This is a genomic window from Plastoroseomonas arctica (genome assembly GCF_018128965.1).
GTDB lineage: Bacteria > Pseudomonadota > Alphaproteobacteria > Acetobacterales > Acetobacteraceae > Plastoroseomonas > Plastoroseomonas arctica.
The window spans coordinates 13,962-28,861 of the sequence record NZ_JAAEDH010000020.1; the positions used below are offsets into that span (position 1 = coordinate 13,962).

Genomic DNA, 14,900 nt, shown 5'->3' on the forward strand with positions numbered 1-14,900 from the left:
ATCAGCGCTTCGGCATGGATCCCAGCCCGATGAGACTGTCGCGCACCGCCTGGTCCAAAGCCGTGTGCGGCTCCGCCCCGAGCAGCGCCACGAGCCGCGCATTGTCGAGGCGCAGCGGCTCCTTCCAGAGATAGCGCAGCTCGCGCACCTCTCGGAAGAACGTGTTGAATGGCGCTCCGAGCGTCATCAGCCACCACGGAAAACGCCCCAGCTTCAGCGTCTCGTCGCCGACGGCGCGACGCACTGCGCCGGCCATCGCCGCGTCATCGACGAAGTGCCCGGCGAAATGCAGATCCTCCATCGCGCCGAGCTCCGCCTCGCGATCGGCGAGCAGGGCAAAAGCCTCGGCGAGGTCGGGCAGGTAGGCGAAGGCGTGGCCACCGCCCGTCACGCCCGGCCAGGTGATCCGCCGCACCGGCTTGCCGCCCTCGATGATGGCCTGGGAGAACCAGGAGCTTCGCGCCTCGGGACCGAAGAAATCCCCCGCCCGCAGCACAAGGGCGCGCGTTCCGCGCGCCGTCGCCGCGTGCAGCAGCGCCTCCATCTCGGCGCGCACCTTGCCCTTGCGCGTGAGCGGGTTTTGCGGCGCGCCCTCATGCAGCACGGGCCACGCATCGGGCCCGAAATTATAGATGGTGCCGGGAAAGATGAGCCTCGCACCGTGCGCCTCGGCGGCGGCGATGCTCGCGCGCAGCATCGGCAGGGCGAGGCCGCGCCAGTTGCGATAGCCGGGCGGGTTCGCGCCGTGGAAGATCACCTGCGTGCCCTCGGCGGCGGCGATGACATCGGCCGCGACCATGGCATCGCCGCGCACCCAGTCGATGCCGTTCTGTACGGGGGGCGCATCGCGGCGCGTCATCGCGCGCACCTGCCAGCCGTGTCGCAGGAGGGCGGCGGCAACCGCGCCGCCGATGCCGCCCGTCGCCCCGATCACCAAAGCCTTGCGTTCCGTCATGACCTGTCTCCTTCGTGCAGGTCCGCAGAATGACGTCCGGGCCGCATCAACGAAATTGCATATTGTCCTTCATCAGATATACAATTTCGTATGACCAACGTCGCTCCTGGATGGGAGCTCTATCGCTCCTTCCTCCATGTCGTCCGCGACGGCAGCCTCTCCGCCGCGGCGCGCGGGCTCGGCCTGACCCAGCCCACCATCGGCCGGCACGTGGAGCAGCTGGAGGCCGCCCTCGGCACGCCGCTCTTCACCCGCTCGCCGCAGGGCCTGCTGCCGACCGCTGCCGCCCTGGACCTCAGCCCGCATGCCGAGGCGATGGCCGATGCCGCCGCCGCCCTTCTGCGCGCCGCTTCCGGCGAGGCCGGCGCGGAGCATGGCACGGTCCGCCTCAGCGCCAGTCAGATCATGGGCGCCGAAGTGCTGCCGCCGATCCTGGGGCGCTTCCGCCGCGACCATCCCGGCGTCGTGATCGAGCTCTCGCTCTCCAACCGCACCGAGGATTTGCTGCGGCGGCGGGCGGATGTCGCGATCCGCCATTTTCGGCCCACCCAGACGGGGCTCGTCGCCCGCCGCCTCGCGACCGTCGCGGTGCATCTCTACGCGCATCGCGCCTATGCCGAGGCGCATGGCCTGCCCGAGACCCCGCCCGATCTCGCCCGCCACACGCTGATCGGCGACGACCTGGACGGGCAGACGCTGCGTGCCAGCGGCGGCCTCGGCCTGACGCGCGAGAGCTTCGCGATCCGCTGTGACAATGACCTCGGCAAGCTCGCGATGATCCGCGCCGGACTCGGCATCGGCGGCTGCCAGGCGCCGGTCGCGGCGCGCGACCCGGCGCTGCTGCCGGTGCTGGCCGACCGGCTGCGCTGGCCGCTGGAGATCTGGGTCGTCATGCATGAGGATCTCCGCGCCAGCCGTCGCGTGCGGCTGCTGTTCGACCACCTGGCCGCGTCGCTGGCGGCTTGACGGGTCCTGGCCGCGGACGGAAACACCCGGGCATGATCAGCCCCGCCGATGCCCGCAGGGACAGGGCCACCGCCAAGGTCGCGCCGCTGCGCGCGGGCGTTGCCGCGGCACTGCTGCTGCTGTTGGCCAGCCTGGGCGCCGTGGCGGGCGAGATCGAGACCGCCGTCGCCGATCGCGCCGCGGCGATCCAGGCCACGCGCGGCACGCGGCCGCACCATCGTAGCTGGCCCGATTGCCCGCCGCTCGGCGCCGCGTTGACGGAGTGGCGCGACGCACGCGGCGTCGTTCGGCGCGCCGTGCTCGCCCATGGCAGCGAGGACAGCGCGTTCCGTGTCGAGATGTTCCGCGACGGCGCCGGCCATCCGCGCCTGGCGCTGATCAGCGGCGGCGCGGTTAACGGCGCGCGCCTGGTCCAACGCATCGTCTTCGGCCCGAACGGGCGCCGGGTGCGCGAGGCGCGCAGCGTCTCCGATCCCGGCTACACCTTCCCCAATCCCTGGCCGGACGCGCTTCTGCCGCGCCCGCGAACTCCGGCCGGGCGCTGCCCCTGGCCCGAGCAAGGATGATTGATTCGGCCGCACAACCCCTCGCCGGCCTTCTCGTCATCGCCATGGAGCAGGCCGTCGCCGCCGCTCGCGTCATCAAGATTGAGCGACGCTGTGCATCTCTACACTCATCGCGACGACGCCGAGGCGCACGGGTTGCCCCAGAGACCGCCCGACCTCGCCCGCCACACGCTGAGCGGCGATGACCAGGATGGGCAGAGGCTGCGCGCCAGCGGCAGCTCGGCCTGCCGCGCGCGAGCTTCGCGCTCCGCTGCAACAATGACCTCGGCAAGCTCGCGATGATCCGCGCCGGACCCTGCATCGGCGGCTGCCAGGCGCCGGTCGCGGCGCGCGACCCGGCGCTGCTGTCAGTGCTGGCCGACTGGCTGCTGGCGGCTGGAGGTCTGGGTCGTCATGCATGAGGATCTGCGCGCCAGCCGTCGCGTCCGGCTGCTGTTCGACCATCTGGCGGATACCCTCGCCATGCCGCCGCTTGACGGCGCCTGAAGGCGGTCGGAAACAGAAACACGACACTTTGAAAGAACAGGGGCGGATCCAATGGCGACGGTGGCTGAGAACATGCACGGCGTCGGCGGCGTCGGCGCCTATATCGCCAAGCATTGGCGTGGTGGTTTCTCGCTGGGCTTTGCCTATTGGATAAACGGCGTGCTCGTCGCTTTGGTCAGTGTGGCGGTGCTGTACGGCATCGGCACCCTCATCGATGCGAACGCCGACTCCCTGAGCCTGAACCAGATGCGCGCCGCCGTCATCGGCTTCACCGCGTTGATGCTCGTCTCTCCCATCTGGCAATTTGTTGGCATCTGGCGCTCTGCTTCGGCGCATGTGTCGCGTGGCGGCAAGCAGGCCTGGGCCATCGCCGCCAAGCTCGCGGTGGCTGCGGCCGTCCTGCGAAACCTGTCGGAGCTGATCACCTTCGGCCGCGAGATTGCGCCGCTCTTCACCTGACCGCGCACGCCGCGCCGCCGCCCACACGAGGCTGACCCCCATGGACACCCAAGCCAAACCCCTCACCGGCCTCCTCGTCATCGCCATGGAGCAGGCGGTCGCAGCGCCCACCTGCTCCATGCGACTGGCCGATGCCGGCGCCCGCGTCATCAAGATCGAGCGCCGCGAGGGCGATTTCGCGCGCGGCTACGATCGCGCGGCGAAGGGGCAGTCGAGCTATTTCGTCTGGCTCAACCGGGGCAAGGAATCGGTCACCATCGACCTGCGCGACGATGCCGACCGCGCGCTGCTGGAGCGGCTGATCGCGCGCGCCGACGTCTTCATCCAGAACTTTGCCCCCGGCGCGATGCAGCGCGCCGGTCTGGGTTCGGCAACGCTGCGGGAGAAGCATCCGCGCCTGATCACCGTCGATATCTCCGGCTATGGCGAGCAGGGCGAATACGCGTCGATGAAGGCCTATGACCTTCTGGTGCAGGCGGAATCGGGCCTCTGCTCGGTCACCGGCCGCGCCGAGGGGCCGGGCCGGGTGGGGGTCTCGCTCTGCGACGTGGCGTGCGGGATGAATGCCCATGCCGCGGTGCTCGAGGCGCTGATCGCGCGCTCCATCACCGGTCGGGGCGCCGGCATCGCCGTCTCGCTGTTCGACGGCATGGCCGACCTGATGAACGTGCCGCTGCTGTTCCAGGAAGGCACCGGCGCCGCGCCGGCGCGCATCGGCCTCGCCCATCCCTCGATCTGCCCCTATGGCGCCTTCGCCACCGCCGACGCATCGCTGGTGCTCATCTCGATCCAAAACGAGCGCGAATGGGGGCGGCTGTGCAGCGTCTTCCTCCAGCAGCCGGACTTGCCGAGCCGGCCGGGCTTCACCCTCAATGTCGACCGGGTCGCGAATCGCGCGGAGGTCGACGCCCATGTGGGGCGGACCTTCGCCACGCTGACGCGCGAGGCCTGCGCGGCGCGGCTGCGCGAGGCCGATATCGCCTATGGATTCGTCAACGAGGTGAGCGACCTCGCGCGGCATCCGGCGCTGCGGCGGCTGCCCGTGCACACGCCGGCCGGCACGGTGGAGGTCGCGGCACCCGCCGCCATTTTCGCCGGGATCGAGCGCAGCTATGGACCGGTGCCGGCGCTGGGCGAACACGACGCCCAGGTACGGGCGGAATTCCTGGCGCCGGCGCCCGGCTGACCGGATTGGAGCTTCAGCAACATTTCGTTTCGTATTGCACCGCAAAAAAACGCTTGCATACGAACGATGGACGCCCTAAATAGGTTTCAGCAGCGACGGGCTTGCCCGTTCTCTGCTTTCTTGGACGTTTCCTCCCTAAACTTGGCGGTGCCCTCGGGCGCCGCCACTTTTTTTTGGCCGGGTCGCAACGCCGCGGACGCTCAGCTTCGCGCCAGGAAATCCCAATCCGTCGACGCAAGGGCCGCGATCACGGCGCCAAGGTCCCGGCGCAGCCGCGGAAATCCTGCATTCCGCTCGATCAGCGCCTCATCCATGTAGAGCGACCGCGCAACCTCGATCTGCAACGCGTGCTGGCCCTCGCGCGGGCGCCCGTAGTGGCGAGTGACATAGCCGCCCGCGTAAGGGTCGTTGCGGCGCACGCGGTAGCCGAGGTCCGACAGCAGCTCCTCCAGCAGCCGGGTCGCGCGCGGGGCGCAGGCGGTGCCATGGGCGTCGCCCAGCACGATGTCAGGCGCCGCGGCGCCATGGGCCGGGTGGGCCGGCATCGAATGGCAATCGATGAGCAGGGAGGCGCCGAATCGCGCCCGGGTCGCCGCGATCAGGTCCGACAGCGCGGCATGATAGGGCTGCCAGGCGGCGCGGACCCGCTCCTCGGCCTCGGCGAAGCGCAGCTTGCGGCGATAGACTGCCTCGCCGTTCGCGACCACGCGGGCGATGGTGCCGAGCCCCGCGCCGACCCGCACGCTGGCGCTGTTCACCCAATGCGGCAGCGGGCCGTCGAACATGGTGGGGTCGAGTTCCCAGGGCTCGCGATTCACGTCGCACCAAACGCGCGGGAAGCGGGCGGCGAGCAGCGGCGCGCCTTCGCCAGGTGCTGCGCCGAACAATTCCTCGACGAAGCTGTCCTCGCTCCGGCGCAGCCCATGGGCGTCGAGCCGCGCCGCGGCGAGCAGGGCAGGGGGGTATTCGCGGCCGGAATGCGGCGAGGCGAAGATCAGCGGCATCGTCTGCGGCGCCGGGCGCAGCAGCGAGTAGGGCTGGGGGTCTACGGGAATGTCCATCGGTAACCTTGTTCAAACCACAGCCGTGGTCTCATGTCATCCGGGCGCTCGACGCCTCGGCGCGTTTGCCCCAGAGGAATGGGCGAAAGGTTGGGACCAGAATGGCAAATATGCTCTCCCGCAAGCGGGTTCTCGTCACTGGCGGCGCCGGGTTCATCGGCTCGCATCTTTGTGCGCGGTTGCTCGCCGAGGGCAACCAGGTGCTCTGCGTGGATAATTACTTCACTGGCAGCCGGGACAATATCGCGACCCTGCTGCAGCACCCCCGCTTCGAGGCGCTGCGCCACGACGTGACCTTCCCGTTGTTCGTCGAGGTCGACGAGATCTACAACCTGGCCTGCCCAGCCTCCCCGGTGCACTACCAGTTCGACCCGGTGCAGACGACCAAGACCTCCGTCCATGGCGCGATCAACGCGCTTGGCCTCGCGCGGCGCACCCGGGCCAAGATCCTGCAGGCCTCCACCTCCGAGGTCTATGGCGACCCCGAGATCCATCCGCAGCCCGAGACCTACCGCGGCAACGTCAACCCGCTCGGGCCCCGCGCCTGCTACGACGAGGGCAAGCGCTGCGCCGAGACGCTCTTCTTCGACTACCACCGCCAGCACGCGCTGCGCATCAAGGTCGCGCGCATCTTCAACACCTATGGGCCGCGCATGCACCCCAATGACGGGCGGGTGGTGTCCAACTTCATCGTCCAGGCGCTGTCGGGCGACGTCATCACCATCTATGGCGACGGCAGCCAGACGCGCGCCTTCTGCTACGTCGATGACCTGGTCGATGGCCTGATGCGGCTCATGGCGTCGGACGACAGCGTCACCGGCCCGATCAACCTCGGCAATCCCCACGAGATGACGGTGCTGGAACTGGCCGAGCAGGTGATCGCCATGGTCGGCGGCAAGGCTCGGATCGAGCGTCGCCCGCTGCCGCAGGACGACCCGACGCGGCGCTGCCCCGACATCACGCTGGCGCGGAAAACGCTGGGCTGGGAGCCGCGCGTGCCGCTCGCTCAGGGGCTGGAAAAGACGGTCGCGTATTTCCGCCACCTGCTCGATGAGGGCCTGCCTGTCTGAGGCCGCTTGTCGGGCATGAAATTCCCGCCTAGAAGGCCGCTCCCCGGCTATGGGCGCTTAGCTCAGCGGTAGAGCACTACCTTGACACGGTAGGGGTCACAGGTTCAATCCCTGTAGCGCCCATGTTTCCAAGGGGTTAGGCGCGACGCAGCGCGCCTTTATCCGATGTCATCGCGCTGAACTTGTGACGCCGGGACCGGTCGGGTTCCCTCCGGCGCATCGTCGTGGAAACCACTCATGTCCAGCCCGCCGCCCACCATCCGGTCCGGCCAGATCGCGGCGCTGCGCCTGTTCGACATCGCCTATGCGATCGACCTCACGCGCGCCGAGACCCTCGCGGCCCGCCCGGGCGGTGAGCGCGCGCGCCTCGCCTCCACCCCGCCAAAGGCGGTCGCCTTCGATGTGCCGCCGCTGCTGCTGCCGCTGGGCCCGGCGACGCTCGAGCTCGACGGCACCCAGCACCAGGCCCAGGCGCGCGTGCGCCTGTACGATTTCGGCATCGCCGCCTTCGAATTGTCGCTGGCCGTCACCGACCTCGCCTGGCCCGCCTTCGTGGACCGCGCGAATGCCTTCGACCGCGCGGTGGGGCCGGCCGCGAACGCACCCGTATGGGCCGGCCTGCTCGCCACCCTGCGCGCCGAAATCGGCCCCGCGCTCGACCGCGCGAGCAGCGCCATCCTGCAGGAGGACTACCTGCTCGCCACCATCCACGCCTTCGACCCGCCGCTGAACGCAACCGAGGCCGAGGCGCGCATCGACCTCATCCCGCTGCTCTCGGGCGAGACCCGCCCGCTCTCGGCCGCCGCGCGCCAGGGCCTGCTCCGTCAGCGCTTCTCCTATTTCGAGGATGACCTGGTCATCCTCACCTGGGACCGTGCGGTCCTGATCGAGCCACGGCGCGAGACCGACGTCGCCGACGTGCTGGAGCTGGTCAACGCCCAGCTGCTCGAGATGCGCTACTACGACGAGCGACTCGATGACGAGCTGCCGCGCATGTACGACCTGGTCGAGGCTGCGCGCCGCACCACATCGCTGCTCGCCGCGCGCCGCTACGCCGCGCTGGCCCGCCGGCTCACCTCGATGGTCGCCGAGGTCACCGAGGTGACCGAGAAGGTCGACAACGCCCTGCAGGTCACCGAGGACGTCTACCTGGCCCGCGTCTACGCCGCGGCCATCGACACGCTGCGGGTGCCCGCGATCGGTGCCGCGGTGGACCGCAAGGTCGCGATCATGCGCGACACCTACACCGCGCTGTACAGCGAATCCCACGCCAACCGGGCGGAGGTGCTGGAGATCTCGATCCTGGTGCTGATCGCGCTCGAAATCGTGCTGTCCATCGTCCGCTAGAAAACCCCCGATGCGGGCGCGAACCGAATCGCGTTCCGCACCGCTTGGCGATAACCTTCACGGCCATGAAGGTGCTGTTCCTCGAAATCGACACCGAGAGCGACTGGGCCGTGGCCTCGCTCGGCCCCGGATTTCTCGCCGCGACCTTGCGCGCCCACGGGCATGAGGCGGCGTTCCTGCGCCTGGGCATCGCCATGGGCCTGCCCGACATCCTCGCCGCGCTGCGCGAGGAAGCGCCGGACCTGATCGGCATTTCCGCCACCACGCGGCAATGGCTGCGCGCGCGGGCCCTGCTGGTCGAGCTGCGCCGGGTGTCCAACATCCCCACCATCCTCGGCGGTCTGCATGCGACCTTCGCGCCGGAGGAGGTGCTGAAATGTCCCGGCGTGGACTATGTCTGCCTCGGCGAGGGCGAGTCGGCGTTGCTCGACCTCGTCGCCGCGCTCGCCGAGGGCGGCGATACCACGGCGATCGGGAATATCTGGGCCAAGGGCATGCCGCGCCCGAAGATCCGCCCACCCATCGAGCCCATCGACAGCATACCCTTTGCCGCGCGCGACCTGCTCGATGAGCGCTACGGCGTGGTCCATGTCTCGACCCAGCGCGGCTGTCCGTTTCCTTGCACCTACTGCGCCGCGCGGATGTATGACCAGCTCTATGCCGAACAATCCACCGGCGCCTATGGCCGAAGGCGCAGCCATGAGAACGTGCTGGCGGAACTGCGCGCCATCCGCGCGAAGGGCCCGCTGAACTACGTCATCTTCCTCGACGACACCTTCACCATCCACCATCCCTGGGTCACCAAGTTCTGCCGCGTCTATGGGGACGAATTCCGCACGCCCTTCTCGCTGCATGCGCGCGTCGAGACGGTGAACCAGCGCATGCTGGGCGAGCTCGCGGAGGCCGGGTGCAAGCACATCGTCTACGGCGTGGAGAGCGGGTCCGAGAGGGTGCGCCGCCAGATCATGCAACGCCACGCGACCAACCAGCGCTTCCGCGACGTGTTCCGCTGGACCAAGGAGGTGGGGATCATGGCCACCGCCAACTACATCATCGGCACGCCGGGCGAGACGCTCGCCGAGATGGAGGAGACCATCGACCTCCACCATGAGCTGGACCCGGTCGATTTCGGCTATTTCGTCTTCTACCCCTATCCCGGCACGGCGCTGTTCCAGCTCTGCCGCGACAAGGGCTACCTTCCGGAGGACTACCTGGAGCGCCCGGCCGTCCATAGCCGGTCCATTCTCAACCTGCCCGGCGTCACGCCCGAGCAGATCGAGGCCGTCTATGCGTGCTGGACTGCGATCCGCGCCGCCAAGACCCTCTCCCGCGCACCCACCGCCACCGCACCGCAGCGCGCCGAGGCGGTCGCGATGGTCGAGCATCGCGCCCGGCTGGGCTGACGACGCATCTTGCCAAGGCCGCGAACGTCTCCTTAATCCTCTCCGTCCAGATCGCGGCCGAGCGCCGTTGGAGTCTTCGATGCCGAGCCTGCAAGACCTTGGCCACGCGATCGCCCGGCACCCGAACCCGGTGAAGATGATCTTCCTCGGCTTCGACCTGTGGCTGGAGGTCCTGGGCTCGGGCAAGGTGAAGACCACGCTGTTCAAGAAGGGCGGCCTGCCGACCACCGAGGAAGAGCCGATCAAGACCGCCAAGGTCCCGTTGATGGCGGTGGGCGAGCACATGGTCGTCTCGGTCGACATCACACTGCCGCCGGATGGATTTCGCCTGGCGCCATGATGCACGGCGCGGCGGAGGACCACGCGCGCCCCCGCGCCGCGCTCGGCCTCGCTTTTTCGGTACGGTCCCGGTAGGCTTCGCGCAGGAGAGTGTCCCATGGGTATGCCGGCCGCACGTCTGACCGATCTCGTCCTGCAGGATGCGCCGCATTGCCACGCGCCGATCCACCCGCCCGCACCGACGCCGACGCCCGTCCCACACCCGGCCATGCCGCTGGCCATCGTCGCCCCCGGCGCGCCCACGGTGCTGATCGGCAGCATGCCCGCCGCACGCTCCACCGACATGACCGTGCCGTGCATGCTCATCCCCTGCGTCCCCGCGGGTCCGGGGATCATCGTCAAGGGCTCCGCCACGGTCCTGATCCTGAACCTTCCCGCCGCGCGAGCGAACGACCTGACGGCGCATGCCTCCTGCGTCGCGCCGATCCCTTCGCCGACCGGCAAGATCCTGCCGCCCTGCTGCCCAACCGTGCTGATCGGCGGCTGAGTGCGCCTGGGCCATTTCGAGGCGCTCGCCCCCGTCTGCCCCCGCTGCCGGCTCGAAGCCCGAACTGATCGCGCCCTCAGCCTCGGCAGGATCGACCGGCGCGATGGCGAGGTCATCGAGCACGGCACGCTGCTGTGCGCGGCGGCGGAGTGCCAGTGCGAATTCCCCATCATCGATGCGATCCCCATCCTGGTGCCGGACCCGGCGCGCTTCCTGGCCGACAGCCAGGCGCAGATCCTCGCGCGCGAGGACCTCATGCCCGACACGGTCTCGGCACTCGGCGACGCCATCGGGCCAGGTACGCCCTTCGAGGCGACGCGCCATCACCTCGGCGCCTATGCGCATGACCATTGGGGCGAGTTCGACCCGGAGCTCGGCACGCAGCCCTTCCCGCCCGGCAGCGTGGCGCGCGCGCTGCACGCCGGCCTGGTGCTGCTGGGTGAGGGGCTGCCCACCGGGCCGGCGCTGGATATCGGCTGCTCGATCGGTCGCGCGACCGCCGAACTGGCCGCGGGCGGCGACGGGCTGGTGCTCGGCGTCGATCTTAATTTTTCCATGCTGCGCCTGGCCGGCCAGGCACAGCGCAACGGGCGGGTGGCCTTCGCCCGGCGCCGCATCGGGCTGGTCTATGACGCCGTCGCCTTCACCATCCCAACGCCGCATGCCACGCGGATCGATCACTGGGCCTGCGACGCCATGGCGTTGCCCTTCGCGGCGGGGACGTTCGGCCGCATCGCCGCGCTGAACGTGCTGGACTGCGTGCCCTCGCCGGTGACGCTGCTGCAGGCGATGGTGGCGCTGCTGGCGCCGGGCGGCGGCGCGATCCTGTGCTCACCCTATGACTGGTCGCCGACCGCGACGCAGCCGCCCTACTGGATCGGCGGCCATTCGCAGCGTGGGCCGCACCGGGGTTCGGCCGAGTCCCTTGTCCGTGCGATCCTCACCGAGGGCGCGCATCCGCAATCCATCGCCGGCATCACCATCGCCGGCGAGATCGCCGACCAGCCCTGGGCGGTGCGGCTGCACGCGCGCTCGACCATGGTCTATGCGCTGCACCTGCTCGCACTCCGCAAGGACGCGGCCGTCGTTCAGGACCTGTAGCGGTAGCCGATGACGAAGGTGTTCGCGCCCTCGTAGACGGCGTTGAACAGGCCGAGCACGCCGCTGCAATGGATGTAGCGCAGCGAAATTGCGTTCCGCGGCCTCGCGATGCTCAGGATGCTGCGACGTCGCGCCACGACGATCTGTCAACGTTTGCCGCCGAGAGCCGCGGCTGCGGTCCTGAGACGGGCATCTTCCGGCGGCGTGGACGGCCACCGCAACAGCGGGGCGTCCGACAGTGGCAGCTGCGAGGGCCGCAGCACCGGTGAAGCGGCGTAGCCAAGGCCGCCAGGCGTCGCGGCTAGGCCGCGAGCGCCATCTCGCCATCCAGCACCGCGGCGGTCGCATGCACGACCGAGGCGATGCGCACCGCAGCCTGCACCTGCTCCTTCCCGAGGCCGCCATGCAGGACGACCTTCTCGTGGCTCTCCATGCACATGCCGCAGCCATTGATCGCCGAGACCGCCAGCGACCAGAGCTCGAAATCCACCTTTTCGACACCCGGCTTGGCCATGACGTTCATGCGCAGCCGCGCCGGCATCTGCGCGTAGTCGCCGCCGACCAGGTGGGTGAAGCGGTAATAGACGTTGTTCATGCCCATGATCGCCGCCGCCGACTTCGCCGCGACCAGCGCCTCGGCCGAGAGCTTCGGGGCGAACTCCGCCAGGATCGCCTGGATCACCGCCGCGTTGCGCGAGGCGAGGGCGGAGGCCACGAAGGTGCCGGCCAGCTGCTGCTGGCTCAGCACCGGCTCGGCGGCGAGGCTGCCGAGGTTGAGCTTCAGGTCCTTGGCATAGTCGGGCAGGGAATTCCGCAGGGCTTCAAGCGACATGGCCGATATCCTTCACGCGATCCGAAGAAAGGGCAGGGGGCATCGCCCCCCCGCCGGTTTGCTCACGCCGCCGCGGAGAACAGCTCCTGCGGCTTCAGCGCAGCCTGGCCCTTTTCCCAGTTGCAGGGGCAGAGCTCATCCGTCTGCAAGGCGTCGAGTACGCGCAGCACTTCGGCCGGGTTGCGCCCGACGTTCAGGCCGTTGACCGAAGCCCATTGGATGGTGCCGTGCGGGTCGACGATGAAGGTCGCGCGCAGCGGCACGCCCGCGTCCTTGTCGAGGATGCCCAGAGCGGAAGACAGCTCGCGCTTGATGTCGGCGAGCATCGGGATCGGCAGGTCGCGAATGTCGTCATTGTGCAGGCGCCAGTTCAGATGGACGAACTCGCTATCCGTGCTGACGCCGTAGACCACCGCGTCGCGATCGGCGAACTCGCCGGCGAGCTTGCCGAAAGCCGCGATCTCGGTCGGGCAGACGAAGGTGAAATCCTTCGGCCAGAAGAACACGATCTTCCACTGGCCCGCATCGGAGGCCGAGGTCACGTCGGTGAAGGACACGCCCGGACCACCGAGCCCCTCGGGGCCGCCCTTGACCGCGGTGAGCGCGAACTGGGGGAACTTGTCGCCAACGGTGAGCATCGGAATCATCCTTTGGTTGTTTGCCTACAAGTGACATAGTGCGGTGCAGCAATGCCGGCCAATGAATAGTTTTCGGGAAAACGATCGCTGGAATCGATGAAGACCCTGGCCTCCGGGCCGCTCCCGAGCCCGCAGCAACTGCGCTACCTCGTCACCCTGGGTGAGTTCGGCCATTTCGGGCGCGCCGCCGAGGCCTGCGCGGTGACGCAGTCCACGCTGTCCGCCGGCATCATCGCGCTCGAGCGCCAGCTCGATGCGCCGCTGCTGGAGCGCCGTGGCGCCAAGCGCCCGATCTTCACGCCGCTCGGCCTCGACATCCTGCGCGAGGCGCGGCACGCGCTGGCCGCGCTCGCCTCGGTGACCGAGGCGGCGGCCGCCGCGCGCGCCCCACTCAGCGGCCCGCTGCGACTCGGCGTCATTCCGACCATCGGGCCGTTCCTGCTGCCGCGGCTGATGCCGGCGCTGCGCGAGAATTTCCCGCGCCTCAAGCTCTGGCTGCGCGAGGACCTGACCGACCGGCTGCTCGACTCGCTCGCGGCCGGCAAGCTCGACCTGCTGCTGCTCGCCTTGCCTGTCGGAACGGCCGCCGATATCGACACGCTCGCGATCGCCGAGGATCCCTTCCTCGCGGCACTGCCCCTGAACCACCCGCTCGCTTCCCTGCCACGCATCCCGAGCACGGCGCTGGGTGGCGAATCGCTGCTGCTGCTTGAGGATGGGCATTGCCTGCGCGACCATGCGCTGTCCGCCTGCGGGCTGCCGGGCGCCTCGGCGGGGGAGGGGTTCTCCGCCACTTCCCTGCACACGCTGGTGCAGATGGTGGCGGGCAATCTCGGCATGACGCTGCTGCCCAGGCTCGCGGTCGATGGCGGCGTGCTGAGTGGCGCCGATGTCTGCCTCCGCCCCATCGATGGCGATCGGCCGAGCCGGACCATCGGCCTTGCCTGGCGCGGGCGCAGCGTGCGCGCCGGGGAGTTCAAGGGCCTGGCGCCGGTCATCGCCGCGGCGCTGCGACCGGCGCCGTGACGGAAGGCCGAAGGGCTAGTCGCGCGGCCGCGCCGCGGTACCGCCGGCGCCCCAGATCATCAGCCGCTTGGCCGGCCACGCCCAGGCGACGCCGACCACCACGAAATACAGCAGCTGGACCAGCCAATGCAGCGGCAGCACATGGTCGGCCAGGGCCACCACGGCGCCGACATAGAGCAGGAAGCCGAGAACGCCGGCGAGGCCGGCCACCGCGATGCGTGACATGGCGAGGCACATGGCACCGAAGTGCTGCATCGCCAAGCGCTTCGCTTGAGCAACAAATTTCCGCCATCCTTCAAAGCAAGGATAACATCCGTGGTGCGAATCATGCATGAACCAGGACTTGCAGCGCGCGACCCCCGGCGCCTTGTTACCATGGCGCCCGATCTCCCGCTTTCCCGATTGTCACGGACCCATTTCACCATGAATGACGATTTGCCCAGCCAGGCTGGCACCGCCGATCTGGACCTCAAGGCGCACATCCGTGGAATTGCGGATTTTCCGAAGCCGGGCATCCTGTTCTACGACATCTCGACGCTGCTCGCGCATGCCGCGGCCTGGCGCGCGGCGGTGTCCCGCCTCGCGGCGCTGATCCGCCCCTACGAACCCGAGCTCCTGGCCGGCATCGAGAGCCGTGGCTTCCTCGTCGCCGCCCCGCTGGCGCTTGAGCTCGGGCTCGGCTTCGTCATGCTGCGCAAGCCGCGCAAGCTGCCCGGCGAGACCATCGGGCTCGACTACGCGCTCGAATACGGCTCCGACCGCATCGAGATGCAGGCCGATGCGGTCGCGGCGGGCAAGCGCGTCGTGCTGCTCGACGATCTGCTGGCCACCGGCGGCACCATGGCGGCTGGCGTGTCGCTGCTGCGCCAGGCGGGTGCGGTGGTGCCGGCGACCGCCGCGCTGATCGAGCTCAGCTTCCTCGGCGGCCGCCAGCGCCTCGACACGCCGTTCGAATCGCTCGTCGCCTACGAAAGCTGA

The 14,900-nt window shown here is 69.3% G+C and carries 18 protein-coding genes and 1 tRNA gene; 13 read left to right on the forward strand and 6 right to left on the reverse strand.

The features are described 5' to 3' along the window. Position 1: 1 nt before the first annotated feature. On the reverse strand, positions 2 to 955 hold the full coding sequence (locus GXW79_RS16090) for an NAD-dependent epimerase/dehydratase family protein (protein WP_211875460.1): 954 nt from the start codon (positions 953 to 955) through the stop codon (positions 2 to 4). Between the two features lie 90 nt (positions 956 to 1,045). Between GXW79_RS16090 and GXW79_RS16095 the strand changes: the two genes are divergently transcribed. The 4 genes from GXW79_RS16095 to GXW79_RS16110 all read left to right on the forward strand — a co-directional run bounded on the left by GXW79_RS16095 (position 1,046) and on the right by GXW79_RS16110 (position 4,618). Then, positions 1,046 to 1,921 carry a LysR family transcriptional regulator gene (locus GXW79_RS16095; RefSeq protein WP_211875461.1) on the forward strand — a complete coding sequence of 292 codons (876 nt, stop codon included), beginning with the start codon at positions 1,046 to 1,048 and terminating at the stop codon, positions 1,919 to 1,921. 32 nt (positions 1,922 to 1,953) lie between these two features. Continuing rightward, positions 1,954 to 2,487: a hypothetical protein gene (locus GXW79_RS16100; RefSeq protein WP_211875462.1), complete on the forward strand. Its 534-nt coding sequence runs from the start codon at positions 1,954 to 1,956 to the stop codon at positions 2,485 to 2,487. Positions 2,488 to 3,024: 537 nt separating this feature from the next. After that, the gene (locus tag GXW79_RS16105; protein ID WP_211875463.1) at positions 3,025 to 3,432 is read left to right on the forward strand and encodes a hypothetical protein; all 408 of its coding nucleotides are present in this window, start codon (positions 3,025 to 3,027) and stop codon (positions 3,430 to 3,432) included. Between the two features lie 40 nt (positions 3,433 to 3,472). Then, a complete protein-coding gene (locus GXW79_RS16110; protein WP_211875464.1) occupies positions 3,473 to 4,618 on the forward strand; it encodes a CaiB/BaiF CoA transferase family protein in 1,146 nt (381 codons plus the stop codon). Positions 4,619 to 4,818: 200 nt separating this feature from the next. On the opposite strand, the gene GXW79_RS16115 is transcribed toward GXW79_RS16110, so the two are convergent. Then, positions 4,819 to 5,679, reverse strand: coding sequence for an N-formylglutamate amidohydrolase (locus tag GXW79_RS16115; RefSeq protein ID WP_211875465.1), 861 nt, complete (start codon positions 5,677 to 5,679; stop codon positions 4,819 to 4,821). Between the two features lie 101 nt (positions 5,680 to 5,780). On the opposite strand from GXW79_RS16115, the gene GXW79_RS16120 reads away from it, so the two are divergent. From GXW79_RS16120 to GXW79_RS16150, 7 genes are all read left to right on the forward strand, one after another. Continuing rightward, on the forward strand, positions 5,781 to 6,749 hold the full coding sequence (locus GXW79_RS16120) for a UDP-glucuronic acid decarboxylase family protein (RefSeq protein WP_408901560.1): 969 nt from the start codon (positions 5,781 to 5,783) through the stop codon (positions 6,747 to 6,749). A gap of 51 nt (positions 6,750 to 6,800) precedes the next feature. Continuing rightward, a tRNA-Val gene (locus GXW79_RS16125) sits at positions 6,801 to 6,872 on the forward strand. A 114-nt stretch (positions 6,873 to 6,986) separates the two neighbouring features. Then, on the forward strand, positions 6,987 to 8,096 hold the full coding sequence (locus GXW79_RS16130) for a hypothetical protein (RefSeq protein WP_211875466.1): 1,110 nt from the start codon (positions 6,987 to 6,989) through the stop codon (positions 8,094 to 8,096). A gap of 65 nt (positions 8,097 to 8,161) precedes the next feature. After that, entirely contained in the window at positions 8,162 to 9,499 is a 1,338-nt protein-coding gene (locus tag GXW79_RS16135) for a B12-binding domain-containing radical SAM protein (protein WP_211875467.1), read from the forward strand. Positions 9,500 to 9,578: 79 nt separating this feature from the next. After that, positions 9,579 to 9,839: a hypothetical protein gene (locus tag GXW79_RS16140; protein ID WP_211875468.1), complete on the forward strand. Its 261-nt coding sequence runs from the start codon at positions 9,579 to 9,581 to the stop codon at positions 9,837 to 9,839. 96 nt (positions 9,840 to 9,935) lie between these two features. Further along, complete coding sequence (locus tag GXW79_RS16145; protein WP_211875469.1) at positions 9,936 to 10,325, forward strand: PAAR domain-containing protein; 390 nt, start codon at positions 9,936 to 9,938, stop codon at positions 10,323 to 10,325. Next, entirely contained in the window at positions 10,326 to 11,426 is a 1,101-nt protein-coding gene (locus GXW79_RS16150; protein WP_211875470.1) for a class I SAM-dependent methyltransferase, read from the forward strand. Here the strand turns inward: GXW79_RS16150 and GXW79_RS16155 are convergent. The 3 genes from GXW79_RS16155 to GXW79_RS16165 all read right to left on the reverse strand — a co-directional run bounded on the left by GXW79_RS16155 (position 11,414) and on the right by GXW79_RS16165 (position 12,896). Continuing rightward, positions 11,414 to 11,563: a hypothetical protein gene (locus GXW79_RS16155; protein ID WP_211875471.1), complete on the reverse strand. Its 150-nt coding sequence runs from the start codon at positions 11,561 to 11,563 to the stop codon at positions 11,414 to 11,416. The two genes, GXW79_RS16150 and GXW79_RS16155, sit on opposite strands and share 13 nt — an antisense overlap. Before the next feature lie 164 nt (positions 11,564 to 11,727). Beyond that, complete coding sequence (locus GXW79_RS16160) at positions 11,728 to 12,258, reverse strand: carboxymuconolactone decarboxylase family protein (RefSeq protein ID WP_211875472.1); 531 nt, start codon at positions 12,256 to 12,258, stop codon at positions 11,728 to 11,730. A gap of 62 nt (positions 12,259 to 12,320) precedes the next feature. Beyond that, on the reverse strand, positions 12,321 to 12,896 hold the full coding sequence (locus tag GXW79_RS16165) for a peroxiredoxin (RefSeq protein WP_211875473.1): 576 nt from the start codon (positions 12,894 to 12,896) through the stop codon (positions 12,321 to 12,323). A 96-nt stretch (positions 12,897 to 12,992) separates the two neighbouring features. Between GXW79_RS16165 and GXW79_RS16170 the strand changes: the two genes are divergently transcribed. Further along, positions 12,993 to 13,922, forward strand: a complete 930-nt coding sequence (locus GXW79_RS16170; RefSeq protein WP_211875474.1) for a hydrogen peroxide-inducible genes activator — start codon at positions 12,993 to 12,995, stop codon at positions 13,920 to 13,922. 15 nt (positions 13,923 to 13,937) lie between these two features. Here the strand turns inward: GXW79_RS16170 and GXW79_RS16175 are convergent, their stop codons facing one another. Continuing rightward, positions 13,938 to 14,177: a DUF2842 domain-containing protein gene (locus tag GXW79_RS16175; RefSeq protein WP_211875475.1), complete on the reverse strand. Its 240-nt coding sequence runs from the start codon at positions 14,175 to 14,177 to the stop codon at positions 13,938 to 13,940. A 207-nt stretch (positions 14,178 to 14,384) separates the two neighbouring features. Here GXW79_RS16175 and GXW79_RS16180 point away from each other — a divergent pair, with 207 nt between their 5' ends. Continuing rightward, positions 14,385 to 14,900, forward strand: a complete 516-nt coding sequence (locus GXW79_RS16180) for an adenine phosphoribosyltransferase (protein ID WP_211875539.1) — start codon at positions 14,385 to 14,387, stop codon at positions 14,898 to 14,900.